Source organism: Rhodanobacter sp. FW101-FHT13A11 (assembly GCF_058790335.1).
The window spans coordinates 487,939-510,837 of the sequence record NZ_JBYTCN010000001.1 but is presented as its reverse complement, the minus strand read 5'-3'; the positions used below and the strand labels follow the sequence as shown (position 1 = coordinate 510,837).

Sequence of the window (22,899 nt, the reverse complement as noted above, 5' to 3'; positions counted from 1 at the left end):
CCCCTTCAAGCATGGGCGCTGCAACGGCGCCGCGGAGAATCTTCATGGATCAGCTCGACGATATCCTCAACCAGGACATCGACCCCACCGAAACCCGCGAGTGGATCGACTCGCTCGACGCGGTGATCCATCACGACGGCACCGAACGCGCGCATTTCCTGCTGGAGAAGATGGTCGACACCACCCGCCGTTCGGGTGGCTACCTGCCGTTCAACCCCACCACCGAATACGTCAACACGATCGCGCCCAGCCAGGAGGCGAAGAGCCCCGGCGACGCGGCGATGGAGTGGCGCATCCGCTCGCTGATCCGCTGGAACGCGATGGCGATGGTGGTGCGCGCGAACCGCAAGCCGGGCGAGCTGGGCGGCCACATCGCCAGCTTCGCCTCCAGCGCCACGCTGTACGACGTGGGCTTCAACCATTTCTGGCGCGCGCCGAGCGCCGAGCACCCGGGCGACCTGGTGTTGCACCAGGGCCATTCCAGCCCGGGCATCTACGCGCGCTCGTTCCTCGAAGGCCGCCTGGCCGAGGACCAGCTGGACCTGTTCCGCATGGAAGTGGTCGGCCATGGCCGTGCGCTGTCGTCGTACCCGCATCCGTGGCTGATGCCGGACTACTGGCAGGTGCCCACGGTGTCGATGGGCCTGGGCCCGATCCAGGCGATCTACCAGGCGCAGTTCTTCAAGTACCTGGAGAACCGCGGGCTGGTCCCCAAGAGCGACCGCAAGGTGTGGTGCTTCATGGGCGACGGCGAGTGCGACGAGCCGGAGTCGCTGGGCGCGATCTCGCTGGCCGGCCGCGAAGGCCTGGACAACCTGATCTTCGTGATCAACTGCAACCTGCAGCGCCTGGACGGCCCGGTGCGCGGCAATGGCAAGATCATCCAGGAACTGGAAGGCGTATTCCGCGGCGCCGGCTGGAACGCGACCAAGGTGATCTGGGGTTCCTACTGGGATCCGCTGCTGGCGCGCGACAAGGACGGCGTGCTGCGCAAGCTGATGATGGAAACCGTCGACGGCGAGTACCAGGCGTGCAAGGCGTTCGGTGGCGCGTACACGCGCGAGCACTTCTTCGGCAAGTACCCGCAGACGCGCGAGATGGTCGCCAACCTCAGCGACGACGACATCTGGCGCCTCAACCGCGGCGGCCATGACCCGCACAAGGTCTACGCGGCCTACCACTCGGCAGTGAACACCAAGGGCATGCCCACGGTGATCCTGGCCAAGACGGTGAAGGGCTACGGCATGGGCATCGGCAGCGGCGAGTCGCAGAACCCGACCCACCAGCAGAAGAAGCTGGACGACGAGTCGGTGCGCCATTTCCGCGACCGCTTCCAGATCCCGATCCCCGACGACAAGCTGCACGACGTGCCGTACTACCACCCCGGCAAGGAATCGCCGGAAGTGCAGTACATGCTGGAGCGCCGCCGCGCGCTCGGCGGCGCGTTGCCGCAGCGCCGGCGCAAGGCCGACGCCAAGCTGAAGGCGCCGGAGCTGGCCGCGTTCGAGCAGATCACCAAGGGCACCGGCGAGCGCGAGATCTCCACTACCATGGCGCTGGTGCGCGGCATCAACCTGCTGCTGCGCGACAAGCAGCTGGGCGAGCGCATCGTGCCGATCGTGGCGGACGAGGCGCGCACGTTCGGCATGGAGGGCATGTTCCGGCAGATCGGCATCTACGCGCCGTTCGGCCAGAAGTACAAGCCGCAGGATTCCGACCAGCTCCTGTACTACCGCGAGGACCGGAAGGGCCAGGTGCTGCAGCAGGGCATCAGCGAGGCCGGCGGCATGGCGTCGTGGATGGCCGCGGCGACCAGCTACTCGATCAGCAACCAGGCGATGCTGCCGTTCTTCATCTACTACTCGATGTTCGGTTTCCAGCGCATCGGCGACCTGTGCTGGGCCTCGGGCGACATGCGCGCGCGCGGCTTCCTGGTCGGCGGCACCTCGGGCCGCACCACGCTCAACGGCGAGGGCCTGCAGCACGAGGACGGCCACTCGCACCTGATGGCCGGCGCGATCCCGAACGTGAAGGCGTACGACCCCACGTTCTCCTACGAGGTGGCCGTGGTCCTGCAGGACGGCGTGCGCAGCATGATGCAGGAGCAGGAGGACCACTACTACTACGTCACCGTGATGAACGAGAACTACCCGCACCCGGACATGCCCAAGGGCTGCGAGGAGGGCATCATCAAGGGGATGTACCTGCTGCGGGATTCGGGAACCGGGAATGGCGAGCCGGGCAAGGCCAAGGGCAAGGGCAAGGCGCCGTGCGTGCAACTGCTCGGCTCGGGCACGATCCTGCGCGAGGTCATCGCGGCCGCCGACCTGCTGAAGAACGACTTCGGCGTCGAGTCCGACATCTGGTCCTGCCCCAGCTTTGTCGAGCTGCGCCGCGACGGCTTCGATGCCGAGCGCTGGAACCGCCTGCACCCGGAGGCCGAGCCGCGCGTGCCGTACGTCACCCGCCTGCTGGAGGGCCGCCAGGGCCCGGCGATCGCCGCCACCGACTACGTGCGCGAATACGCCGACCAGGTCCGCGCGTTCCTGCCCGACGGCATGCGCTACACCGTGCTCGGCACCGACGGCTTCGGCCGCTCGGACACCCGCGCGCACCTGCGCGAGTTCTTCGAGGTCGACCGCTACTGGATCGCGCACGCCGCGCTGGCCGCGCTGGCGAAGGACGGCAAGGTCAACGCCAAGGACGTGGCCCGCGCGATCAAGGAATACAAGCTCGACCCGGACAAGCCGAACCCGCTGACGGTATGACGCCGCCGGCCCTGCCGCGTCGCCGCGGCGGGGTCAGGACGGCCGGGACAGCGCGTCCTGGATCGCCTCCAGCCCGTGGCCGCGCGTCTCGATGCCGCTGCGCGCGAGCATCCAGCCGGCCACTGCCATCGGCAGCGCGATCAGCAGCGCCGACAGCATGAAGTGCTCGAACAGGCCGGCCACGCCGATCACCGCGCCCAGGATGCCGCCGAACTTCGAGCCCCCGGCGATCAGCCCCGCGCCGGTGCTGCGCAGGTGCACCGGGTAGATCTCCGCCGCATACGGGATCAGCGTGGCGATCACCCCGCTGATGCTGAGCAGCAGCGCCACCGTGCCGACGATGGTCAGCGTCGTCGAGTGCAGGTTGGCCAGCGCGATCGCGAAGAAGAACAGCAGCGACAGCGCGGTCAGCCCGATGAACAGCACCAGGGTGCGGATGCTGCTCCAGCGCTGGTAGAACCACACCACCACGCCGATGCCGGGCAGTGCCAGGATCGCCGAGCGCGCCAGCAGCGCGGCGCTGGCCTGCGCGTCGATGCCCAGGTTGACCAGGTTTGCCGGCAGCCACAGCAGGAATCCGAAGTTCGCCAGCCCCCAGGCCACCGCGCACACCATCAGCCCCCAGCTGATCGCCGCATGCCTTCCGCGCAGCAGCTGGCGCATGCCGATGCGGGCAGAGGCATGCGGGTCGGGTCGGGCCGCTTCGCCCGCGGCGTGGACAGGCGCAGCCGTCGGTGCCGCCGTGCCCGAGAACCGCTGCAGCACCGCGCGGGCCTGGTCCTCCAGGCCGGCCAGCGCGAGGAAGCGCGGCGATTCGGGAATGTAGCGGTTGAGCAGGATGATCAGCGCGCCGGTGGGCAGGTTGAGCAGCCACAGCGCGCGCCAGCCGAAGCCGGGTTCGACCAGGGTCGCGGCGCCGGAGGCGAGCAGGTAGCCGGCCGAGGTGCCGACGCCGCCCAGCGCCACCAGCAGCCAGCCGCGATGGCGGGTCGGGATGGTCTCCGCCATCAGGGTGAAGGTGATCGGCAGCATGCCGCCGGCGGCGGCGCCCATCATGAAGCACATCACCAGGTTCCAGCCGAACGCCGGCATCGCGCCGCAGATCGAGGTGCCCATGAACATCAGCGCCGACAGCAGGATCGTCGCGCGGCGGCCGAACAGGTCGCCGAGGCGGCCCCACACCACCGAGCCGATCACGGTGCCGGTCAGCGCCGACAACGCCAGCAGGCCGGCGGTCGAGGCGCCGATGCCGTACTCCACCGACAGCCCCGGCATCACGAAGCCGATCGTCGCCGGCTTCATCACGTCCACCGCCAGCGCGATGGTCAGCACGGTCACCAGCTTCCAGTGCTCGCGGTTGAGCGGTACGTGGTCGGCGGCGTGGAACGGCAGCGGGTCGCGGTCGGGATGCAGCGTGCGCCGCATCTGTTCCAGCCGCGGCATCAGGCCGTAACCGGCGAGCAGCACGCCCAGCGGCACCAGCACCATCCCGGCCAGCATCGCGTTGTCCATCGGCATGCCGGCGAGCTGGTAATGCATCGGCGCGGCCATCGCCAGCATCGGCAGGTGCGCCAGCACGCCGGCGACCACCATGACGCAACCGAGCCAGAACGCCACCGGGTGGTGGAAGGTGAGGTCCTTCGAACGCATGCATCGGCCACCCTGACGTACAGGCTGCCAGCATAACAGCGGCGGGCGAGCGCCCGCCCGCCGCGCCTCGCTCAGGCGGCGCGCGCAGCGTTCATTCGTCGTCGTTGCGGAACGCGCGGCGCAGCAGCAGGAAGGCGCCGAGCGTGCCGGCGACGATCGCCGCCGTGGCCAGCGGGTGGCGGCTTGCCTGGCGGCGCAGGCGGCGGTAGTGGTAGTTCGCCTCGTCGGCGAGATCCTCGGCCGCGTGCGACAGCCGGCGGCCGTACGAATCGCCGCGCTGGTTCCAGCGTGAGCCCAGCTCGCGGCCCCGTTCGAACAGGGTATGCGCGCGTTCGGCGGCGCCGTCGGCGTAGCGGCGCGCCTGTTCGCCGGCGCGCTCGCCGGCGTCGCGGAGCCGGCTTTCGATATCGTGGTTGCGCACGGAGTGTTCTCCTCGTCGGCGGGCTTCCGAGGCTGCCAGCGCCCCCGTGAGCGAGGCGTAAACAGCGCCGCGCGGCGTCGCGATCCGTTCAGCCGAGGCGGTATTCGCCGCCCTGCTGCAGCGCGCGCCGGTAAGCCGGCCGCGCGTGGATACGCTGCAGGAAGGCGGCCAGCCGCGGGTAACGGTCATCCAGCCCGCCGCGCGCGGCGAACGCTTCCAGCGGGAAACTCAACTGGATGTCGGCAACGCCGAACGTGTCGCCGCCGAACCACTCGCGCTTGCCGAGTTCGCCTTCGAGGTAATCCAGGTGCAGTTTCAGCTGCGGGTCGACGAAGCCGCCCTGCACCTTGCGCGCGATGCCTTTCGCGACCGGTTTCGCGAAGAACGGCATCGGCGTCGTCTCGATCCGGCGGAACACCAGCTTCAGCAGCAGCGGCGGCATCGCCGAGCCTTCGGCGTAGTGCAGCCAGTAGTTGCAGCGCAGCCGCGCGGGCGTGCCGTGCGCGGGGATCAGGGTGCCGGCGCCGTAGCGGTCGGCGAGGTATTCCACGATCGCGCCGGACTCGGCCAGGGTGAGCTCGCCGTCGGTGATCACCGGCGACTTGCCCAGCGGGTGGATCGCGCGCAATGCCGGTGGCGCCAGCATGGTCTGCGGATCGCGCTGGTAGCGCCTGATCTCGTACGGCACGCCGAGTTCTTCCAGCAGCCACAGGATGCGCTGCGAACGCGAGTTGTTCAGATGGTGGACGATGATCATCCATGCATCAGAGCGCATGGCGCGGGCGCACGCAAGCTCAGGGTTGCAGCACGGCGACCTGCGACAGCGTCGACACGCCGCGCTCGTCGAACGCCTCGACCGCCACGACGTATGTCACGCCCTTGTTCAACGCGCGCAGGGTCAGCCGGGTCGGCTGGTCGGCGAAGCGCTGCCAGGTCTCGTGCAGGCGGTCGGCGGCCAGCCCCCAGCGCACGTTGTAGCCGACCGCGCCGGGCACCGGCTTCCACACGATCTCGGCATCGCGAGTGTCGGCCAGGCGCCGGGCGGAGACCAGCGCCGGTGCCGGCGGCGGCGGGCCGTCGGCGTTGCCGAACACGCGCAGGTCGGAGATCGCCAGCGTGCGTGCGCCGACGTGGCCGTGCACGTAGCGCAGGTAGCGGATGCGCGCCGGATGTTCGAGCTCGAGGTAGGCGTTCGGGCGGTCGCGGGTCTCGTGCGAGAGGTCGGCCAGGGCGATCCATCGCTGGCCGTCCGCCGAGCCGTCGAGGCGGAACTGGGTGACGATGTCGGGCGCGTCGCCGTAGCGGCCGGACCGGTAGTCGGCGTAGTCCACCTGCACCGCGCGCACCGTGCGCAGGCCGCCGAGGTCGAGCGTGAGCGTCTGCCCGGCGGTGTTGCTTGCCGCCGCCCAGAACGTGCGCGGGTTCTCGTCGGCGACGGCGGAGGGCGGGTGCCCCGGCAGTTGCGACGAGGCGCGCGCGGCCTTGCGGTACGACAGCAGCATCCAGCCGGTGAAGGTGCTCTCCCCCTCGCGCAGGGCGCGGTCGGGCATGCGCTGGGGGAAATCGCCGAAGCGCGTGTCGACCCACATCTGGCCGTCCGCATGGAAGCCGGCGGGGAACAGCTCGACGCGCCGCTCGAACGTCCAGTTCAGGCCGACCCACATGGTGCCGCTGTTCCACCAGTTGCCCCAGGCATCCTGGAAGGTCGAACCGTGGCCGGCGCCGGTGGCGAAGCCGCCGGGCTTGTAGCCGACCGGGTTGTACGGTGCGTAGGTGAACGGCCCGAGCGGCTTGCTGCCGACGTAGACGCCGGTGGCATAGGCGTTGTACTCGGTACCGGGTGCGGCGTACTGCAGGTAGTAGCGGTCGCCGTGGCGGTTCATCCAGGCGCCCTCGACGTAGGGCGCGATGCGGGTGTCGGTGTGGTCCTGGCCGAAGCGCTCCCAGCCGTGCGCGGCCGGATCGGCCCTGAGCAGCGGGGCCGGTTTCGTGGCGAAGGCCATCCGCTTGCCTTCGCCTTCGTCGGCGTGGTCCAGCGCCAGGTCGATCTGCGCGCCGTACAGCGGGAAGACGTTGGACGAATCCCAGTACAGGTAGGTCTTGCCGTCCTCGTCGCGGAACAGGCCCGGATCCCACGGCCCCGGCGGCAGGTCGCCCGGTTTCATTTCGCTCTCGTGGCCGGCCCACACCGCGCCCGGTACCGCGGGCAGCAGGCGCGTCCAGAACTGCCAGCGGCCGTGCGCCGGGTCGGTCGAGTACAGCAGCGGGCGCGGTTCCATCGCCGACGACATCAGGAAAAGCTTGCCGTCGGCGACCAGGGTGGCCGGCGCCACCGGGCCATCGAACGGCCATCTGTCCGGCTGCACGAACCGCCAGTGCACCAGGTCGGTCGAGCGCCAGTAGCCGTCGGCCAGGGTCAGGAACAGGTAGTACGCGTCGCCGTAGCGCACGAACGCGGGGTCCGCGCCGGTGCGGTACGAGATGCCCTGGTTCATCTGTTCGTAGTTGTAGCGGTAGTCGATGTCCAGCGGGTTGGCCCAGGTGCGCCCGCCCGTGACGGCGGGCGTGGCCGTCGCACCCGTCGCGGCCAGGAGGATCGCGGGCGCGATCAGCCGGAGCAGGCGCGTGCAAGGTATCGACGCTGGCATGCGCCGAGCATGCCCCGGCGATGCCGGCTGCGCAACGCGGACCAGCCTCAGTAGATCTCGCCCACGCAGCAGCGCAGGCTGCCGCCGGCCTTCTCGATCTCGCCCAGTTCCACCGCGCCCACTGCGAAACCGTAGCCGGCCAGCGCTTCGCGCTGGGCGTCGGTGAGCGAGCGGGCGGCGCGGGCGCTCATCCACACGCGGTCGTCGGAGAGGGTGATCGCGTTGCCGGCGAAGGCCTGCTTCTGCGCCGGGGTGAGCCGGATTGCGCGATCGCCGCAAGCATGGGCGATGGCTTGCGCGTCGGCCGGGTCGCGGAAGCCGTCGGCGGCGATGATCGCGGCGCGGCCGGCCAGCAGGGTCAGCACCACGTTGGTGTGGTACTCGGTTTCGGCCAGCTCGAAGCAGTACGTCAGGCGCAGGCCGAACGCCTGGTGCATCGCCTCGGCGCCGGCCAGGTCGCAGCGTTCGCTGAGGCCGCAATAACCGATGCCGCGGGCACGGTCGATGACCAGCGAACCGGTCAGCTCGGCGACCAGGTCGCTGCGGCCGGACAAGTCGATCTCGCGGTAGCCCAGCACGTTGCCGAAGAACCCGCGGATGTCGGCGCGCGCGGCCTCGCGCTGGCGTACCGGGTGGCGCATGCGGCCGACGATCAGCCGCCCCGGCGCGGTGGCGAACACGTTGTTCGGAAACACCGCGTCGGGCGTCGCCGGGTCGCCGGGAAAGGTGATTACCGGCACGTCCGCGCGCAACGCCTGCGCCAGGGCAGCGTGCTGGGCCAGCGCCTTGAGCGGATCGACCGCGAGGCTCAGGTCCATGTAGCGGTTGTCGCGCGCCGATTCCTGCGCCAGGGCGAATTCGGCCGGCGCCACCATGAACGCGGCCCGCGCGGTCGCCGCGGCCTGCGGCAACGGCGCCAGTGCGGCATGGGCGTCGAGGAATGCGGTGGGCGAGGTGGTGATCAAGATGGGGCTCCTTCCGGAAACCCGGAGGATATCCGCTGCCGGCCGGCCTGGCGCGGCGCCGGTTGCATGCCGGCGGCGGGTCGTTCCAAGCTAGCCTCCCGTTCCCGCCAGGCAGCCCGCCGATGAATCCCGACTTTTCCCGCTCCGCCGCCGTGGTTTTCTGTGTCGCCGCGCTGCTCGCCGGTTGCTCGCAGGGCGGGGCGCCGGCACCGGGCGCGCCACAGCAGGCGGCGCAGGCGCAGGCGGCGGATGCGGCGCGCAACCTCGACACCTACCGCCAGCTGCTGCGCATCCGCAACGACGAGATGGCGGTGTCGATGGGCAAGGACATCGTCAAGCGGTTCCCGGACAGCGACGCGGCGAAGGAAGTGCAGCAGACCCTGCCGGCGATCGAGCAGCGCTACACCGAGGCCAGCGAGAAGAACCGGCTGGCCGGGCTGTGGCTGTACCAGGTGGCGCCGATGGCCGGCGGCACGCAGTCCACCGCCGCCATCGAGAACAGCCAGCCCGCCGGCGGCGACCGTGTGCGGCTGGTGCTGCGCCGGCACACCGAATGGGGCCAGAGCGTGTTCCTGTACGGCAGCAAGCCCGGCTTCGTCTGCCGCGGCAACTGCACCATCGCCGGCACCGCCGACGGCAAGCCGGTGCGGATCAAGGCGTTCGCGCCGTCTACCGGCGAACCGGCGCTGATGGTCCGCGACGACAACGGCTTCATCGCGATGCTGCGCAAGGCGAAGAAGATCGCGCTGGACGTCACCCTGGTCGACGGCGAGAAGAAGCAGACCCTGGTCTACGAAGTGGCCGGCTTCGACCCGGCCAAGTGGGTTGCCGTCGGCAAGCAGAAAAAAAAGTAGCGCGGTACGCGAAAAGCCGTCTCGTGCGTTTTCATGCATCCCGCCGATGGAATCCGACGACATGACCACCAAGACGCGGCTTCTGCTGGCGACGACCCTGACCACCCTGCTCGGCGCCTGCGCCGGCGCGCCCTACACGCAGCGCGTCAACGAGCGCCAGGCCGCGTATGCCGCCGCGGCCGGCGCGCCGGTGCGCAGCTTCCGCTACTCCAGCCTGTACACGTGGGAGCCGCTGGGCGATACCGAGCTGGTGGTCTACACGCGGCCGAACGAGGCATGGCTGCTCGACCTCGGCGGCTGCCACGAGCTGGAATTCGTCAACGCGATCGGGCTCACCTCCAACCTCGGCCAGGTGATGGTCGGCTTCGACAAGGTGCTCACCGGGGCGCGCAATTTCCCCTGCACGATCACCCGGATCCGCCCGGTCGACGTGAAGCGCCTGAAGGTCGCGCAGCAGGAGCAGCGGCAGATCGACAGCAAGGCGCGCAGCAAGGACCAGCCTGCCGGATCGCCGTGAACGTCAGTGCAGGAACAGCTTCTCGGTGATCTTCGCCAGCGGCTTTTCCAGCGCGTTCTGCAGGCGCGTGGGCAGGTCCAGCGGCTTGAGCAGCATCTTCACCGTCATCGCGGCCGGAATGTGCCGGCGCAGCAGGCCCTGGGCGCGGTCGCTGATGCGGCGGAACTCGGCCTCGTTGCCCTGGTGCTGCGGATAGCACTGGTTGAACACGTGGCGCAGCGCGATGTCGCTGTCCTCGCTCTTGATCTCGTTGACCCGGCGCAGGATCACCCGGAACACCTGGTAGCGGCCGAAGCTCCCGCGCTCGCGGTACAGCCGGTAATGCTGGTAGAAATACTTGAAGTGGCGGACTTCGTCGCTCTTGATGTGGTTGGTCAGCAGCTTCAGCACCGGCTCGTCGGTGATCTCGTTGAGCGCGCGGTACAGGCTGGCGGTGCCGGTTTCCACCACGCAGCGCGCGGCCAGTTCCAGCCCGCGGTCGGGTTCGAGCTGCTCGGCGGTGCATACCGCGCCGTACTCGTTCCAGAACGCGGCGAAGCCCTTGTCCCAGTCGAACTCCGGCCAGACCTTCCTGACGTAGGCGGCCAGCGCGCGGCCGTGCTGCAGTTCCTCCTGCTCCCAGTGCTGGCTGAGCCAGCCCCGCAGTTCCTCGTCGTCGGCGAAGTGGCGGACCAGGTTCTGCGTGTACAGGTCCGAGCCGCTCTCGACGAAGGACGAACTGCACAGCAGGAAGAACAGGTCCTCGTCGTGGCGTATGCGCGCGACCTCGATCCGGTCCAGATCGATGCTTTCCAGGGTCCAGGGCAGGGCGGTGGAATAACTCAAGCGGATTTCCCACAGGGCAGGGCGGGCGCCGGCCGTCGCGGCAGGCGCCCGTGTGACAGAAAGATGACACAGGATACGACGCGGGCGCGGCGCCGGATTAACGCGGCCCGACTCGCACGACGGCGTCGCCGCACTTCAGCGCACCACCGTCACCGGCACATGGGCACGCGCCAGCACGTTGCCGGATACCGAGCCGAGCAGCCAGCGCGCCAGCGCGCCGCGCTCGGTGTGGCCGATCACGATGTGGTCCACGCCATGCTGCTCGACCTGGCTGAGCAGCACGTCGCCGGGGCTGCCGTAGACCAGTTCGACGTCGACCAGCCGGTCGGCGTCCGGCACGATCGCGGTGAGTTCCTCCAGCAGCTCCCGCACGCGCCGGGTGCCGGAGTCCGCCATCATCAGCGCCGAGGCGTCCGCGCCGCCCTCGGTCACCTGCAGCACCGACACCACGCGCACCCGGCCGTTGCCGCAGCGGGCCAGCTCGATGGCGAACTGGAGCGCGCGGCGCGAGGCTTCCGAGCCGTCGTAACCCACCAGTGAATACTTGACCATGGTTCTCCTTGCGCGGTGATCCGGCATCGGGCCAGGTCGAGTCTAGGCACGGTCCCGGTCCGCTCACAAGTCTCGGCGCGGCCTGCGAATCGTTGCCGGCACGGCGCTCGCGCCGACAACCTGAATGGGCAGTCATGCTCCTGCACACCGCTGTCACGCTGCCGTAAACACGATTTCGGACCACGCGGCAGCCCGCGATCCATGCGGCCGGTCGCGTCCCCTGTCCCCCGCACGAACCGGAAGGAGAACATCATGATCAAGCGTACTCTTGGAATGGCCGCCCTGGCCCTGGCCTGCGCCGGTGCAATGACGGCATGGCCCGCGGGCAGCGCACAGGCCGCCGAAGCGTCGGTGAAATGCGATCTCGTCTACAACCTGTCCGGCTGGTCGCTCATCTATAAGCATGCCGAGGGCAGCGGCACGATCACCTGCAACAATGGCCAGCGCGCGAACGTGAAGATCGCCATGGTCGGTGGCGGCCTCACGGCCGGCAAGTACCACATCGACAACGGCAAGGGCGAGATCAGCAAGGTACACGGCATCGCCGACGTCTATGGCGACTACGTGCAGGCCGGTGCCGAGGCCGGCGTGGTGAAGAGCGGCACCGTGCAACTGCTGACCAAGGGCACCACCTCGCTGGCGCTGTCCGGCACCGGCGAAGGCGTGAACCTGGGCATTTCGGTGGGCAAGTTCAGCATCAACGAGCGCTGACGCCCGCAATGGTGCGGCGGGGGAGGGCGGCGGACGGCACCCTCCCCCGCCGCGACGCGTAGACTGTGGCGGCTGTCCCCCGGTTTTCCTTTCCCGAACTGGAGTCGCCACCGTCATGCGTCATCTTTTTTCCCGCCTGCTCGTGTTGGGCCTGTTCTGCGCCTTCGTCGCCCCGGCATCCGCCGCCGCGCCGCAGGCCGGCGATGCCGCCCCGACGTTCCGTTTGCAGGACCAGAACGGCCACTGGCGCACGCCGGCCGATTTCCGCGGCCACTGGCTGGTGCTGTACTTCTATCCGAAGGATTTCACTCCCGGCTGCACCACCGAGGTATGCACCTTCCGCGACGACATCGCGAAGCTGCGCAAGGCTGGCGCCGAGGTGGTCGGGGTGAGCCTCGACGACGTGAAGTCGCATGCCGAGTTCGCCGCGAAATACCACGTGCCGTTCCCGCTGCTGTCCGATGCGGATCGCAGCGTGGCCACCACCTACGGCGTGCTGTCCTCGCGCCTGGGCATGCACTACGCCAGGCGCACCACCTTCCTGGTCGACCCGCAGGGCAAGGTCGCGAAGGTCTACGTGGACGTCGATCCGGAGAAGAACTCGGCCCAGGTGCTGGGCGACCTGACCGGCCTGAAGGCGGCCCGCTGATGTCGCTGGCGATGCGTACCGGCCCCGCGTTGGCGAGGCGCTTTTCGGCGTGGACGAGCGCCGTGTGGATCCTGTTGCTGTTCGCCGCGATGGGGTTCGTGCAGTACCTGCGGCACGCCGAATACGCCTACCTGGCGGCTGCGCTGGCGGTGATCGCCGCGTGCGCCGGCTGCATCCTGCGCCAGGCATGGGCGCGGCCGACGATGCGGGTGCTGGCCGTGCTGCTGGCGGTGTGGACGCTGGTCACCGGTGTGCTGATGCTGCAGCACACCGGCGATTTCGACATCGCGCGCCAACATGCGCAGGCGCAACCGCAACTGGGCGAGGTGGCGCTGTGGATGATCGCGCGGGCCGAACGCACCTGGCAGGTCGGTCTCGCGCTCAAGGGGGCCGCGCTGCCGCTGCTGCTGTGGCTGGCCTGGCAACTGGGGCGGCCGGCGGTGCGCGCGCAGTTCCACCCGCGCCGCCGTTGAGCGGCCAGTTCAGCGGCGGTTGCGTCGGCGTCGGCTATCGCTGGAGGAGTCCATCCGGAAGCCATCCATGCGCCTGCCACGATTGCTCTTGCTGCTCGTCCTGCCTTTCGCCGCCGCCTCGCTGCACGCGCAGGACCTGGCGGCGACCTGCCACGCCAGCAGCAGCTACGACGTCACCCTGAAACCCGACAGCCTGCTGTTCGACCGGGCCACGCCGGCGCCGTTCCATGTCGAGCTGCAGCACGGGGTGCTGCGTACCGATGGCGCCGTGGTACCCCAGAATGCGGAGAACGAGGACCGCCTGGTGCTGTTCGAGCGCGAGCTGCGCGCGCTGGCGCCGCGGGTGCGCACGGTGGCGCGCAACGGCGTGGACATGGCGGTGCAGGCGCTGCGCGCCGAGGCCGACGGCATGCAGCTGGATGCCGCCACCCGCGCCGAGTTCGAGCGCCGGCTGGCGGCGCACGCGAGCGAGCTGAAGCGCCGCATTTCGGTCAGCCAGAGCACCCGCGACTGGCAGGGCGACGCCGCCAACCAGCTGATGAACCAGGTCGCCGGCGATCTGCTGCCGCTGCTGGCGGGCGACCTCGGCCAGCAGGCGATCAGCGCGGCGCTGGCGGGCGACCTGCAGGCGGCGGCCAGCCTGCGCGACCGTGCCGCCGCGCTGGCCACCGGGCTGCAGCCGCGCGTGCAGGCCCGTCTGCAGGCGCTGCGTCCGCAGATCGAGGCGCTGTGTCCGTCGATCCGGCAGCTGGCGTCGTTGCAACAAGGCGTGCGCGGCAGCAACGGACGACCGCTGGACCTGCCGCAGATCCAGCCGTGAGCCGCGCGAAGCATGGCCGGCCCACTCGCGGCTGACTGGCCGGTGGCGAAGCGCACCGGGTTAATCTCCCGCTAAGTGGGCAGGGACGAGGATGGCCGCCGTCGAGCCACCCACCGCCCGGAGGCGGCCATGCCGCGGCACCTGCAAGCATCCACCTGCCATGCCCTGACCCGGCGCAGCATCGACCTGCGCCAGCTGTACCGGCATGCCGCGAAGGCGTGCGAGCCGGGCCTGCGCATGGTGCTGAACGACAACGTGCGGACGCTGGACCTGCTGATTGCCGACCTGCAGGCGCAGTCGCGCGCCGGCGGCGGCCGGGCCTGCGTGCGCGGCAGCTGGTGCGGCGTCGCGCACCGGCACCTGGCCGGATGGCTGGTGCACAGCGCCGGCCGCCGCGACCAGGCTTGGTTGCGCGTGCTGGCCCATGGCGAAAGCGGCCTGCTGCACCGTTTCGAGCGCGCCATCGCCATCGCCCCGCCGGCGCTGGCGCTGGTCCTGCGGCGGCAGCTGCCGCGCCTGCTTGGCATCCACCTGGACATGCACAGCCTGGCCGGCACCGCCCGCTACTGACCGGAGCGACGATGCCCGCTACCGCGCAGGACGTTCTCGATTTCTGGTTCGACGAAGCGAACCAGGCCCACTGGTTCGCCGCCGATGCCGCGTTCGACGCGCGGATCCGCACGCGCTTCGGCGCCGCGGTGGAAGCCGCCGCGGCCGGCCGGCTGGATGACTGGGCGGCCACGCCGGCCGGCTGGCTGGCCCTGCTGATCCTGCTCGACCAGTGCCCGCGCAACCTGTATCGCGGCGATGCGCGCGCATGGGCACAGGACGTCAGGGCGCAGCGCGTCGCGTTGTCGGGCTTGGCCCGCGGCGACGACCGGCAACTGCCGCCCCTGCGGCGCGTATTCGCCTACCTGCCGCTGGAACACGCGGAGGACCGGGCATTGCAGCAGCGCTCGGTGGCATTGTTCGAAGCGCTGTGTGCCGACGTGCCGGCGGAACAGCACCTGCGGTTCGGGGATTTCCTGGACTATGCTCGGCGCCATGGCGAGGTGATCGCGCGCTTCGGCCGCTTTCCTCATCGCAACGCCGCACTCGGTCGCCCCGGCACACCGGAAGAAATGCACTACCTGGCGCAGCCGGGCGCCGGTTTCTGAAACGCACCCGCCGTGCGAAGGAGCAAGTCATGCGCAGTCTGCTGTTGGTTGCGTTGCTGGCGTTCAGCCTGGGGGTCCAGGCAGGGCAGACCCTCCGCGTCGGGCAGCAGGTGTTGACGGTGGGTGATACCGCTACGCACGCGGTCGCCTTGCTGGGCACGCCGGCCTACAAGGAACCGGTGGAGAACAAGTTCGGCGCGCATCTCGGCGAACGCTGGCAATACACCCGCGACAATGGCCATGTGGTCGTGGTGACGATCATTGCCGGCAAGGTCGCTGACATCGACGACCGCCGCAGCTGAGCGAAGGGTCGTCGCAAGGCGGCCAGCGGATTCATGGATTCCAATCAGGCCAGGGAGCAGGTCATGCGCATTCGTCTCGTCATCGCGTTGTTCGCGTTCAGTGCCGCCGTGCACGCCTCCAGCACCTTGCGCATCGGCAACCAGGTGCTCAGCGCCGGCGACAGCCGCGAACGGGTGGTCGAGCTGCTGGGCAAGCCCTCGTCGAAATCGCACGCGCGCAAGTCGCGCAGCCACGGCAGCCGCCGCGGCGGCGTCCGGGTAGTCGACGACAAGCAGGGCGGCGAACAGTGGCGCTACCGCCGGGACGGCCATGTCACCGTGGTGACGATCGTCGACGGCCGGGTCAGCGAGATCGAGGACCGCCGGCTCTAGCCGTCCGTGGCGGCGCCCGCGCCGCCGGCCCTGGCGGTGTTGGCGCGGCTCTCCTGCTAGGCTGGCCTCCGGTTTTTTTGCGGAAGGCAAGCCATGTTCGATGTTTCCGTCGCGCCGGCAGCGACCCGTGCGATGTCCGCCTATACCGACCAGGCGGTGCAGATCGGCCTGCGCCTGCTCGGCGCCCTGCTGGTGCTGCTGGTCGGCATGTGGGTGGCGCGCCGGCTCGCCAATGTCGTGCAGCGCGCGCTGGGCCGCGCCAGTTTCGATTCCACGCTCAGCGGCTTCCTGCGCAACCTCACCTATGGCGTGCTGGTCGCCCTGCTGCTGGTGACCGCGCTGGGCGTTCTGGGCGTGCCGTCGGCGCCGATGGTCGCCGCGCTGGGCACCGCCGGGCTGGCGATCGGCCTGGCCCTGCAGGGTTCGCTCAGCAACCTGGCATGGGGCGTGCTGCTGGTGGTGTTCCGGCCGTTCCGGGTCGGCGACTACGTGAGCGCCGGCGGCAGCGAAGGCACCGTGCACGCCATCAACCTGATGCACACCCAGCTGGTCCTGCCGGACAACCGCGAGGCGATCCTGCCGAACGCGAAGATCGGCGGCGATGTCATCGTCAACTACAACCGCCTGGGCACGCGGCGCTTCGAAGTGAAGCTCGGCATCGCCTACCGCGACGACGCGGACCGGGTGATGGCGACGATCACGCAGCTGATGGCCGCGGACCCACGTGTCCTGAAAGAGCCGGCCCCCGGCGTGTGGATCGAGAGCCTGGCCGCGCAGACGGTGAACCTGGTGCTGCGCGGCTGGACCCGCAGCGCCGACAACTGGAGCACGCAGACCGACCTGCTGCACGCGATCAAGCGGCAGATCGACGCGCGCCGGATCAGCGTCCCGGTGGGGCCGCAGGAAGTCACCTTGGTGCGGGGCGCGCCGAAGGCCGACTGAGCCTACGGCACGGTCACCGCGCGGCGGTTGTCGCTGGACACCTTGTCGATCAGTTCGTTGTAAGGGTCGATGCCGGCCAATGCGGGCTTGCCGTCCACGGTGACGGTGAGCGTGCTGTCGCCGTCGGGCAGCAGGCGCTTCTCCAGGTACAGCGGCCTGCCGTCCCTGCCGTCGCCGGGCGAGGCGGCGAACACGCCGACCTCGATCGGGATGTCCGGCTTCGCCGCGGTTTCCCTGCCGGTGCCGTCGACGTAGACCTTGCCGGCGTGCACCTTCAGGGTCACCTCGTACTTGCCATCCGGTAGTTTTTTCGCAGTGGCGTCGGTGAGGCGGTTGTCGAACAGGGTGATCTTCCAGAAAAAGTCATCCAGCAGTCCCTTCCATTTCGGATCGACGGCTTCCGCCAGCGCGTCCATGAATTCCTGCGAGGTGGTGTACGGCGGCGGCTGGAAACCCTTGTCGAGCAGGAACTGCTTCAGCACCGCGTTCAGCGTGCCTTCGCCGATGTAGTCCTGCAGCGCGTAGAACACCAGCGAGCCCTTCCTGTAGTGGATGTACTGCTGGTTCTCCACCTTTGCCAGCGGCTCCTCGGCCAGCTTCTCGGTGGCGCGGCCGGCCAGGTAGCCGTCCAGTTCGTATTTCAGGAACTTGTGCATCTGGTCGGCGCCGTACTTGTGCTTCATCACCATCAGCGCCGAGTACTGCGCCAGCGATTCGCTGAGCATGGTCGAGCCCTGCATGTTGGCACCGATCACCCGGTGCGCCCACCACTGGTGCGCCACTTCGTGGGCGGTGACGTAGTAGACATAGTCGATCTTGCTCTTGTCGCGCAGGTCGGCGATGAAGCCGATCGACTCGGAGTACGGGATGGTGTTGGCGAACGACTGCGCGAAGCTGGCGTAGTTCGGAAATTCCAGGATGCGCAGTTGCTTGAACTGGTAGGGCGTGAAGTTGGCGTCGTAATAGTCCAGCGCATCCTTCGCGCCCTGGATCATCCGGTCCACGTTCCACGCGTGCGCCGGGTTGTAGTACACCGCGATGTCCACGCCCTTCCAGTGCTCGTGCTTCACCGCGTAGCGCGCCGACAGGTACGAGAAGAACGGCAGCATCGGCTGGTCCTTGCCGTCCTGGGTCATGGTGTAGTGGAAATAGCGCCGGCCGTTGGCGGTCCACTCCTTCTGCAGATAACCCGGCGCCACCGCGATCTGGTCGGCGGCGGTGGACACGGTGGTGTCGAAACTGATCCAGTCCGCGTCGTTGCTGATGTAGGTGTTCGCGCGCGCCTTCTCGTCGCCCAGCTTCGGCATCCGCGGCACCTCGGCGGAAAGCCCGTACTTGCGCCGGTCGTTGCGGTCGGTCAGCTGCGCCTGGGTCTGGTAGCCGAACTGCGGCATCACGCTGTTGTTGAAGAAGGTGCCGTTGTGGGCGAGGAACTGGCCTTCCGGGCTGTTGGTGAAACCCTTCGGTGCGTATTCCAGCGTGAACGCGAAGTCCATCGACGCGCCCGGCGCCAGCGGCGCCTTCAGCCGGTAGATGGTGTAGCCGAGATCCCTGTCCGCGCTGATCGTGTCGTGCGGCGCGAAGGCGAGCGACTTCACGGCGAACTCGTCGTTGAAGTTCACGTGCAGCTCGCTGATCGGGGCGTCGTGCTGGTTGACCAGCGTGTAGTGGCCGCGGATATCCAGCCGGCGCCGGTACGGGAAGATGTCGACATCAGCCTTCACTGCGGTGATGCGCGGCTGCGGCAGATTCTTGTACTTCGCGTATTTCTTCTCGTAGTCGGCGCGCTGGATCGTCTTCGCGGTGCTGTTCCGGAAGTGGTTCAGCACGTTGGTGTTGTAGTAGATCCACGCGCCGCTGCCGATGAACGCGAGCAGCGCCGCAGCCAGCACGATCTTCGCCGGCGCGTGCAGCCGCGCGCGTGCCTCGCGCAGGCGCCCGCGCCACGACTGGTCGGTGCCGCGCACCCAGAACAGCGCCGCCAGCACCAGCAGCGCCACGGCACAGCTGGCCCAGTAGAAGTCGAACCACAGCGCAGCCTCGAGGAAATGCCCGAAACCGTTCATGTCCGAATACGGCGTGGCGGGGGCATTGCCGTAGTTGTACAGGTTCTGCTCCCAGTGCAGCAGGCCGAAGCCGATCTGGCAGACGAACCACACGATGGTCAGCAGGTAGCCGAGGAACTTGTTGTTCGACAGCACCTGCAGGAACAGCGCCAGCACCGCCAGCAGCGCGAACGGCATCGCATTCAATGCCAGCGCGGCCAGGTACAGCCCGGGTTCCAGGTGCGTATAGCCATGGCCCAGCTGCCAGCCGATGCCCACGACCGCGCCAATCAGCAGGAACGTGGCGATCACCGCCAGCAAGGCGCCCAGCTTGGCGGTCAGCGGCACCCAGTCCGGTACCGGGAACGCGTCGCTGACCTCGGCCGAGCGTTGGCTTCGTTCGCGCCACACCAGCTCGCCGGCGTAGAACGTGATGATGATGTAGAGCAGCCACTGGAAGCCGCCGCGCACGTTCTCCAGGACCTGGTGCGTCACCGGCCAGGTGGCGGTGCCGTAGATCTGGCTGGACAGCGCGAGCGCGAAGATCAGGTTGAACAGCCCGAGCGCCAGCATGACCAGGAACGGCACCCCGCGCAGTACCCCCAAGGTGTCGAACACGAACTGCGTGCGCAGCTGCAGCAGGTGCGCGCGCAGGTCGTCAGCCAGGCGCACCTTCGGCAAGGTCGGCGTGGCGGCGCCGGCTTGCGGGCGCAGCAGCGGCGGCTCGGCCCGCTTCCTGCGTCGCGGCAGCTGCAGGCCTTCGCGATTCGGGCGGAACAGCGCCACGGCGACGCCCAGCATGGCCACGCCGACCGCACTCCACAGCACCCGGTTGAACAGCAGCACGCCGTTCAGCGCGGGCAGGTCGTGGTTGGCCTGGTCGGCCGACCAGTAGCGCGTGACCAGGGCCAGGGTGCGGCCGCCGAACGGGTCGAGCATGGCGGCGATGAAATGATTGTTGACGTCGCGGGTCAGCAGGCCGACGACGGAGTTCAGCACGAAGTAGGCGATCAGGCCGATGTAGGTGGCCAGCAGCGAACGCGTGGTGGTGGCGAGCAGGAACAGCAGCGCGGCGATGAACAGCATGTCCGGCACCACCATCACGCCGAACGCCCACGCATAGCCATGCCAGCTCGCCGGGCCCAGCCGCGTCGCATCGATCCACGGCATCAGGCCGCCGACGGCGAGGCCCAGCGCGCAGGCCAGCATGACCGCCAGCGCGGCGAGATAGCCGGCGGCGAAGCGGCCGCCGAGGTAGGCACCGTGGCTCATCGGCGTGGTGAAGAACAGCTCCGCGGTGCGGTGGTCGAAATCGCGCAGCGCTGCGCCGGCCACGCACACCGTCACCAGGAAGATGCTGAGCACGGTGAGCACGCCGAGCAGCCGCGCGATCACCAGCGGCGCGTTGCGCAGCACGTTGCCGCTGGCGCCGCCGACGACCACCGCGTCGGTGCTGGCCAGCGCGAAGGCCAGCGCGCCGAATACCGCCGCGATGATCCAGAACAGCGGCGCCTTCAGCTGCTGGCGCAGTTCGAAACGGAGGATTTCGAAGAATGTCGACTGCGAGAACATCAATGATCCCTGTCTGGCTGCCGTAGGAGCCCGCCCGCGGGCGATGCCGTTGCCTTGACGCCTCGATGAAAGATCAGAGCAACAGCATCGCCCGCGAGCGGGCTCCTACGGCGGGGTATCGGGTGCGCTCAGGCGGCGCGGGCGACGGCCTGCGCGCGCAGGCGGCCGAAGTAGACGTCTTCCAGGTCGGGCGCGACGGGTTCGAAGCCTTCTTCCGGCAGCGCATCGGCCAGCACGTGCAGCAGGGTGCGGCCGCCGGCGAGGCGGGTGGACAGGATGTTCATGCGGGCGCGGTAGCCGTCCAGCTCGGACTTGTCGACCGTGCGCCGCCACACGCGGCCATCCAGCGAGCGGATCGCCTCGGCCGGTTCGCCGCTGAGCAGCACCTGGCCCTGGCCGATGATCGCCATGTGCGAGCACAGGTCGGTGACGTCCTCCACGATATGCGTGGACAGGATCACCACCACCCGCTCGCCGATCTCGGCCAGCAGGTTGAGGAAGCGGTTGCGCTCCTCCGGATCGAGCCCCGCCGTGGGTTCGTCGACGATCACCAGGCGCGGGTCGCCGATCAGCGCCTGCGCGATGCCGAAGCGCTGGCGCATGCCGCCGGAATAGGTGCCGAGCTTGCGCTTGCGCACGTCCCACAGGTTCACCTGGCGCAGCAGCGATTCCACCAGCTCGCGCCGCTCGGCCTTGACGGTGACGCCCTTGAGCACGGCGAAGTGCTCCAGCATCGCCTCGGCCGAGACCTTCGGGTACACGCCGAACTCCTGCGGCAGGTAGCCGAGCAGGCGGCGGGTGGCCTGCTTGTCGGCGAGCAGATCCATCCCGTCCAGCCGGATCGTGCCTTCGTCCGGGTCCTGCAGCGTGGCGATCGTGCGCATCAGCGACGACTTGCCGGCGCCGTTCGGGCCGAGCAGGCCGAACATGCCGCTGGGAATGTCCAGCGATACGCCGCGCAGCGCCCGCACGCCGTTGGCGTAGGTTTTCGACAGGTCGCGAATCGTCAGCATGGCTTCCTTCCTGGGCCGTCCGCGCGGCCGGGTCATCGGCTTTCAGGGTACGGGACGAATCCCCGGTTTGCGTGCGCTCAAGGTCATGCATACGCATGCGCATGGTAGCCGCTCGGCCTTCCGGAAAGCCCGATCCGGGCATACGAAACCGGCCCGCCTTCGCTATGATTGCGGTCTTGTATGCGGCCGCCATCCCCGAGCGGTACGCCATCGCCAGCAGGAGTCACCATGGCCGACCTCAAAGAAGCCCGCGTCCCCGATATCGGCCACGCGGACGTTCCCGTCATCGAAGTGCTGGTCAAGGCCGGCGACCGGGTGGAGAAGGAGCAGAGCCTGATCACGCTGGAATCGGACAAGGCGACCATGGAAGTGCCTTCGCCGTTCGCCGGCACGGTGAAGGAAGTGAAGCTGAAGGTGGGCGATGAGGTCTCCGAGGGCGCGGTGATCGCCGTCATCGAAGCCGATGGTGCAGCCGTCTCCACGTCCCCCTCTCCCGCCGCGGGAGACGACCGCAAGGATGCGGGAGGTAGAGCAATGCAGGGAGCAATTGCCGAGGGCAGGGGCGAGGGTGCGCCCGAAGCGGTGAAGCCACCAGTTTCCGCCCCTGCCGAACCGAAGCCCTCGCCGATCGCCGGCCAGGGCGTGCAGCCCGGCAACGTGCCCGAGGGCGACCTGCCGCCGAGCACGCGCCGGCCGCTCGACGCCAGTATCGTGATGCCCGGCGACGCGCCGTACGCGAGCCCGGCGATCCGCGCGTTCGCGCGCGAGCTAGGCGTGGACATCCAGCAGGTGAAGGGCAGCGGCCGCGGCGGCCGCATCCAGCGCGAGGACGTCAGCGCCTACGTCAAGCACGCGCTCGCTTCCGGCGCGCGCCCGGTGGCCGGCGCGTCCGCCTCGGTGGGCGGGTTGAACCTGCTGCCGTGGCCGAAGGTCGACTTCGCCAAGTTCGGCGAGATCGAGGAAAAGCCGCTGTCGCGCATCCAGAAGATCTCCGGCGCGAACCTGGCGCGCAACTGGGCGATGATCCCGCACGTCACCCAGCACGAGGACGCCGACATCACCGAGATGGAGGCGTTCCGCAAGCAGCTCGGCGCCGAGAACAAGGACCTGAAGATCAGCCCGCTGGTATTCCAGATCAAGGCGGTGGTGGCCGCGCTGAAGGCGTTCCCGCAGTTCAACGCCTCGCTCGACGAGTCGGGCGAGAAGCTGATCCTGAAGAAGTACTTCCACATCGGCATCGCGGTGGACACGCCCGACGGCCTGGTGGTGCCGGTGATCCGCGACTGCGACAAGAAGGGCCTGCTCGACCTGGCGCGCGACCTCGCCGAGATCTCGAAGAAGGCGCGCGACAAGAAGCTCGGCCCGGCCGAGATGTCCGGCGGCTGCTTCTCGATCAGCTCGCTCGGCGGCATCGGCGGCACCTACTTCACGCCGATCGTCAACGCGCCGGAAGTCGCCATCCTCGGCGTCTCCAAGTCGGTGATGAAGCCGCTGTGGAACGGCAAGGAATTCGCGCCGCGGCTGGTCCTGCCGCTGTCGCTGTCGTACGACCACCGGGTGATCGACGGCGCGCTCGCCGCGCGCTTCGCCAGCTTCCTGGCCAACCAGCTCGGCGACGTCCGCCGGCTGCTGCTCTGACCGGA

At 69.1% G+C, this 22,899-nt stretch carries 22 protein-coding genes; 13 read left to right on the top strand and 9 right to left on the bottom strand.

What is annotated here, in order from left to right:
- Positions 1-44: 44 nt before the first annotated feature.
- A complete protein-coding gene (gene aceE, locus AC3WRN_RS02300; RefSeq protein ID WP_492621707.1) occupies positions 45-2,768 on the top strand; it encodes a pyruvate dehydrogenase (acetyl-transferring), homodimeric type in 2,724 nt (907 codons plus the stop codon).
- A 33-nt stretch (positions 2,769-2,801) separates the two neighbouring features.
- On the opposite strand, the gene AC3WRN_RS02295 is transcribed toward aceE, so the two are convergent.
- From AC3WRN_RS02295 to AC3WRN_RS02275, 5 genes are all read right to left on the bottom strand, one after another.
- Positions 2,802-4,418: an MFS transporter gene (locus AC3WRN_RS02295; protein ID WP_492621706.1), complete on the bottom strand. Its 1,617-nt coding sequence runs from the start codon at positions 4,416-4,418 to the stop codon at positions 2,802-2,804.
- A 91-nt stretch (positions 4,419-4,509) separates the two neighbouring features.
- Complete coding sequence (locus tag AC3WRN_RS02290; RefSeq protein WP_492621705.1) at positions 4,510-4,839, bottom strand: hypothetical protein; 330 nt, start codon at positions 4,837-4,839, stop codon at positions 4,510-4,512.
- An 88-nt stretch (positions 4,840-4,927) separates the two neighbouring features.
- Positions 4,928-5,596, bottom strand: coding sequence for a glutathione S-transferase family protein (locus AC3WRN_RS02285; protein ID WP_492621704.1), 669 nt, complete (start codon positions 5,594-5,596; stop codon positions 4,928-4,930).
- 37 nt (positions 5,597-5,633) lie between these two features.
- The gene (locus AC3WRN_RS02280; RefSeq protein WP_492621703.1) at positions 5,634-7,487 is read right to left on the bottom strand and encodes a family 43 glycosylhydrolase; all 1,854 of its coding nucleotides are present in this window, start codon (positions 7,485-7,487) and stop codon (positions 5,634-5,636) included.
- Positions 7,488-7,534: 47 nt separating this feature from the next.
- The gene (locus AC3WRN_RS02275) at positions 7,535-8,452 is read right to left on the bottom strand and encodes an arginine deiminase-related protein (protein ID WP_492621702.1); all 918 of its coding nucleotides are present in this window, start codon (positions 8,450-8,452) and stop codon (positions 7,535-7,537) included.
- A gap of 122 nt (positions 8,453-8,574) precedes the next feature.
- Here AC3WRN_RS02275 and AC3WRN_RS02270 point away from each other — a divergent pair, with 122 nt between their 5' ends.
- Both AC3WRN_RS02270 and AC3WRN_RS02265 read left to right on the top strand, forming a co-directional pair.
- Positions 8,575-9,306 carry a hypothetical protein gene (locus AC3WRN_RS02270; RefSeq protein WP_492621701.1) on the top strand — a complete coding sequence of 244 codons (732 nt, stop codon included), beginning with the start codon at positions 8,575-8,577 and terminating at the stop codon, positions 9,304-9,306.
- A gap of 61 nt (positions 9,307-9,367) precedes the next feature.
- Positions 9,368-9,823 carry a DUF6491 family protein gene (locus AC3WRN_RS02265; RefSeq protein WP_492621700.1) on the top strand — a complete coding sequence of 152 codons (456 nt, stop codon included), beginning with the start codon at positions 9,368-9,370 and terminating at the stop codon, positions 9,821-9,823.
- Positions 9,824-9,826: 3 nt separating this feature from the next.
- On the opposite strand, the gene AC3WRN_RS02260 is transcribed toward AC3WRN_RS02265, so the two are convergent.
- Complete coding sequence (locus AC3WRN_RS02260) at positions 9,827-10,648, bottom strand: ferritin-like domain-containing protein (protein WP_492621699.1); 822 nt, start codon at positions 10,646-10,648, stop codon at positions 9,827-9,829.
- Positions 10,649-10,783: 135 nt separating this feature from the next.
- Positions 10,784-11,200, bottom strand: a complete 417-nt coding sequence (locus tag AC3WRN_RS02255; protein ID WP_492621698.1) for a universal stress protein — start codon at positions 11,198-11,200, stop codon at positions 10,784-10,786.
- Between the two features lie 252 nt (positions 11,201-11,452).
- On the opposite strand from AC3WRN_RS02255, the gene AC3WRN_RS02250 reads away from it, so the two are divergent.
- The 9 genes from AC3WRN_RS02250 (at position 11,453) to AC3WRN_RS02210 (ending at position 16,626) form a co-directional block, all read left to right on the top strand.
- On the top strand, positions 11,453-11,911 hold the full coding sequence (locus AC3WRN_RS02250; RefSeq protein WP_492621697.1) for a hypothetical protein: 459 nt from the start codon (positions 11,453-11,455) through the stop codon (positions 11,909-11,911).
- Positions 11,912-12,026: 115 nt separating this feature from the next.
- Positions 12,027-12,560, top strand: coding sequence for a peroxiredoxin (locus AC3WRN_RS02245; protein WP_492621696.1), 534 nt, complete (start codon positions 12,027-12,029; stop codon positions 12,558-12,560).
- 62 nt (positions 12,561-12,622) lie between these two features.
- The gene (locus AC3WRN_RS02240) at positions 12,623-13,033 is read left to right on the top strand and encodes a hypothetical protein (protein WP_492621695.1); all 411 of its coding nucleotides are present in this window, start codon (positions 12,623-12,625) and stop codon (positions 13,031-13,033) included.
- Between the two features lie 67 nt (positions 13,034-13,100).
- Positions 13,101-13,853 (top strand): DUF2884 family protein, encoded by a 753-nt coding sequence (locus AC3WRN_RS02235; RefSeq protein WP_492621694.1) that lies wholly within the window; start codon positions 13,101-13,103, stop codon positions 13,851-13,853.
- A 129-nt stretch (positions 13,854-13,982) separates the two neighbouring features.
- Positions 13,983-14,423 carry a DUF2383 domain-containing protein gene (locus AC3WRN_RS02230; RefSeq protein WP_492621693.1) on the top strand — a complete coding sequence of 147 codons (441 nt, stop codon included), beginning with the start codon at positions 13,983-13,985 and terminating at the stop codon, positions 14,421-14,423.
- A gap of 11 nt (positions 14,424-14,434) precedes the next feature.
- Positions 14,435-15,010: a DUF924 family protein gene (locus tag AC3WRN_RS02225; RefSeq protein WP_492621692.1), complete on the top strand. Its 576-nt coding sequence runs from the start codon at positions 14,435-14,437 to the stop codon at positions 15,008-15,010.
- Between the two features lie 29 nt (positions 15,011-15,039).
- Entirely contained in the window at positions 15,040-15,312 is a 273-nt protein-coding gene (locus tag AC3WRN_RS02220; RefSeq protein ID WP_492621691.1) for a DUF2845 domain-containing protein, read from the top strand.
- 63 nt (positions 15,313-15,375) lie between these two features.
- Positions 15,376-15,684 (top strand): DUF2845 domain-containing protein, encoded by a 309-nt coding sequence (locus AC3WRN_RS02215; RefSeq protein ID WP_492621690.1) that lies wholly within the window; start codon positions 15,376-15,378, stop codon positions 15,682-15,684.
- Positions 15,685-15,777: 93 nt separating this feature from the next.
- The gene (locus AC3WRN_RS02210) at positions 15,778-16,626 is read left to right on the top strand and encodes a mechanosensitive ion channel family protein (RefSeq protein ID WP_492621689.1); all 849 of its coding nucleotides are present in this window, start codon (positions 15,778-15,780) and stop codon (positions 16,624-16,626) included.
- A gap of 2 nt (positions 16,627-16,628) precedes the next feature.
- Here AC3WRN_RS02210 and AC3WRN_RS02205 read toward each other — a convergent pair whose 3' ends face one another.
- A complete protein-coding gene (locus AC3WRN_RS02205) occupies positions 16,629-20,243 on the bottom strand; it encodes an ABC transporter permease/M1 family aminopeptidase (protein ID WP_492621688.1) in 3,615 nt (1,204 codons plus the stop codon).
- A 128-nt stretch (positions 20,244-20,371) separates the two neighbouring features.
- A complete protein-coding gene (locus AC3WRN_RS02200) occupies positions 20,372-21,256 on the bottom strand; it encodes an ABC transporter ATP-binding protein (protein WP_492621687.1) in 885 nt (294 codons plus the stop codon).
- Between the two features lie 180 nt (positions 21,257-21,436).
- Between AC3WRN_RS02200 and aceF the strand changes: the two genes are divergently transcribed.
- Complete coding sequence (gene aceF, locus AC3WRN_RS02195) at positions 21,437-22,894, top strand: dihydrolipoyllysine-residue acetyltransferase (protein ID WP_492621686.1); 1,458 nt, start codon at positions 21,437-21,439, stop codon at positions 22,892-22,894.
- Positions 22,895-22,899 lie beyond the last annotated feature (5 nt).

Coding starts and splice junctions, on each gene's coding strand:
- aceE (WP_492621707.1), top strand. CDS start 45: ATGGATCAGCTCGACGATATCCTCAACCAGGACATCGACCCCACCGAA.
- AC3WRN_RS02295 (WP_492621706.1), bottom strand. CDS start 4,418: ATGCGTTCGAAGGACCTCACCTTCCACCACCCGGTGGCGTTCTGGCTC.
- AC3WRN_RS02285 (WP_492621704.1), bottom strand. CDS start 5,596: ATGATCATCGTCCACCATCTGAACAACTCGCGTTCGCAGCGCATCCTG.
- AC3WRN_RS02280 (WP_492621703.1), bottom strand. CDS start 7,487: ATGCCAGCGTCGATACCTTGCACGCGCCTGCTCCGGCTGATCGCGCCC.
- AC3WRN_RS02270 (WP_492621701.1), top strand. CDS start 8,575: ATGAATCCCGACTTTTCCCGCTCCGCCGCCGTGGTTTTCTGTGTCGCC.
- AC3WRN_RS02265 (WP_492621700.1), top strand. CDS start 9,368: ATGACCACCAAGACGCGGCTTCTGCTGGCGACGACCCTGACCACCCTG.
- AC3WRN_RS02255 (WP_492621698.1), bottom strand. CDS start 11,200: ATGGTCAAGTATTCACTGGTGGGTTACGACGGCTCGGAAGCCTCGCGC.
- AC3WRN_RS02250 (WP_492621697.1), top strand. CDS start 11,453: ATGATCAAGCGTACTCTTGGAATGGCCGCCCTGGCCCTGGCCTGCGCC.
- AC3WRN_RS02245 (WP_492621696.1), top strand. CDS start 12,027: ATGCGTCATCTTTTTTCCCGCCTGCTCGTGTTGGGCCTGTTCTGCGCC.
- AC3WRN_RS02235 (WP_492621694.1), top strand. CDS start 13,101: ATGCGCCTGCCACGATTGCTCTTGCTGCTCGTCCTGCCTTTCGCCGCC.
- AC3WRN_RS02230 (WP_492621693.1), top strand. CDS start 13,983: ATGCCGCGGCACCTGCAAGCATCCACCTGCCATGCCCTGACCCGGCGC.
- AC3WRN_RS02225 (WP_492621692.1), top strand. CDS start 14,435: ATGCCCGCTACCGCGCAGGACGTTCTCGATTTCTGGTTCGACGAAGCG.
- AC3WRN_RS02220 (WP_492621691.1), top strand. CDS start 15,040: ATGCGCAGTCTGCTGTTGGTTGCGTTGCTGGCGTTCAGCCTGGGGGTC.
- AC3WRN_RS02215 (WP_492621690.1), top strand. CDS start 15,376: ATGCGCATTCGTCTCGTCATCGCGTTGTTCGCGTTCAGTGCCGCCGTG.
- AC3WRN_RS02210 (WP_492621689.1), top strand. CDS start 15,778: ATGTTCGATGTTTCCGTCGCGCCGGCAGCGACCCGTGCGATGTCCGCC.
- AC3WRN_RS02205 (WP_492621688.1), bottom strand. CDS start 20,243: ATGTTCTCGCAGTCGACATTCTTCGAAATCCTCCGTTTCGAACTGCGC.
- AC3WRN_RS02200 (WP_492621687.1), bottom strand. CDS start 21,256: ATGCTGACGATTCGCGACCTGTCGAAAACCTACGCCAACGGCGTGCGG.
- aceF (WP_492621686.1), top strand. CDS start 21,437: ATGCGGCCGCCATCCCCGAGCGGTACGCCATCGCCAGCAGGAGTCACC.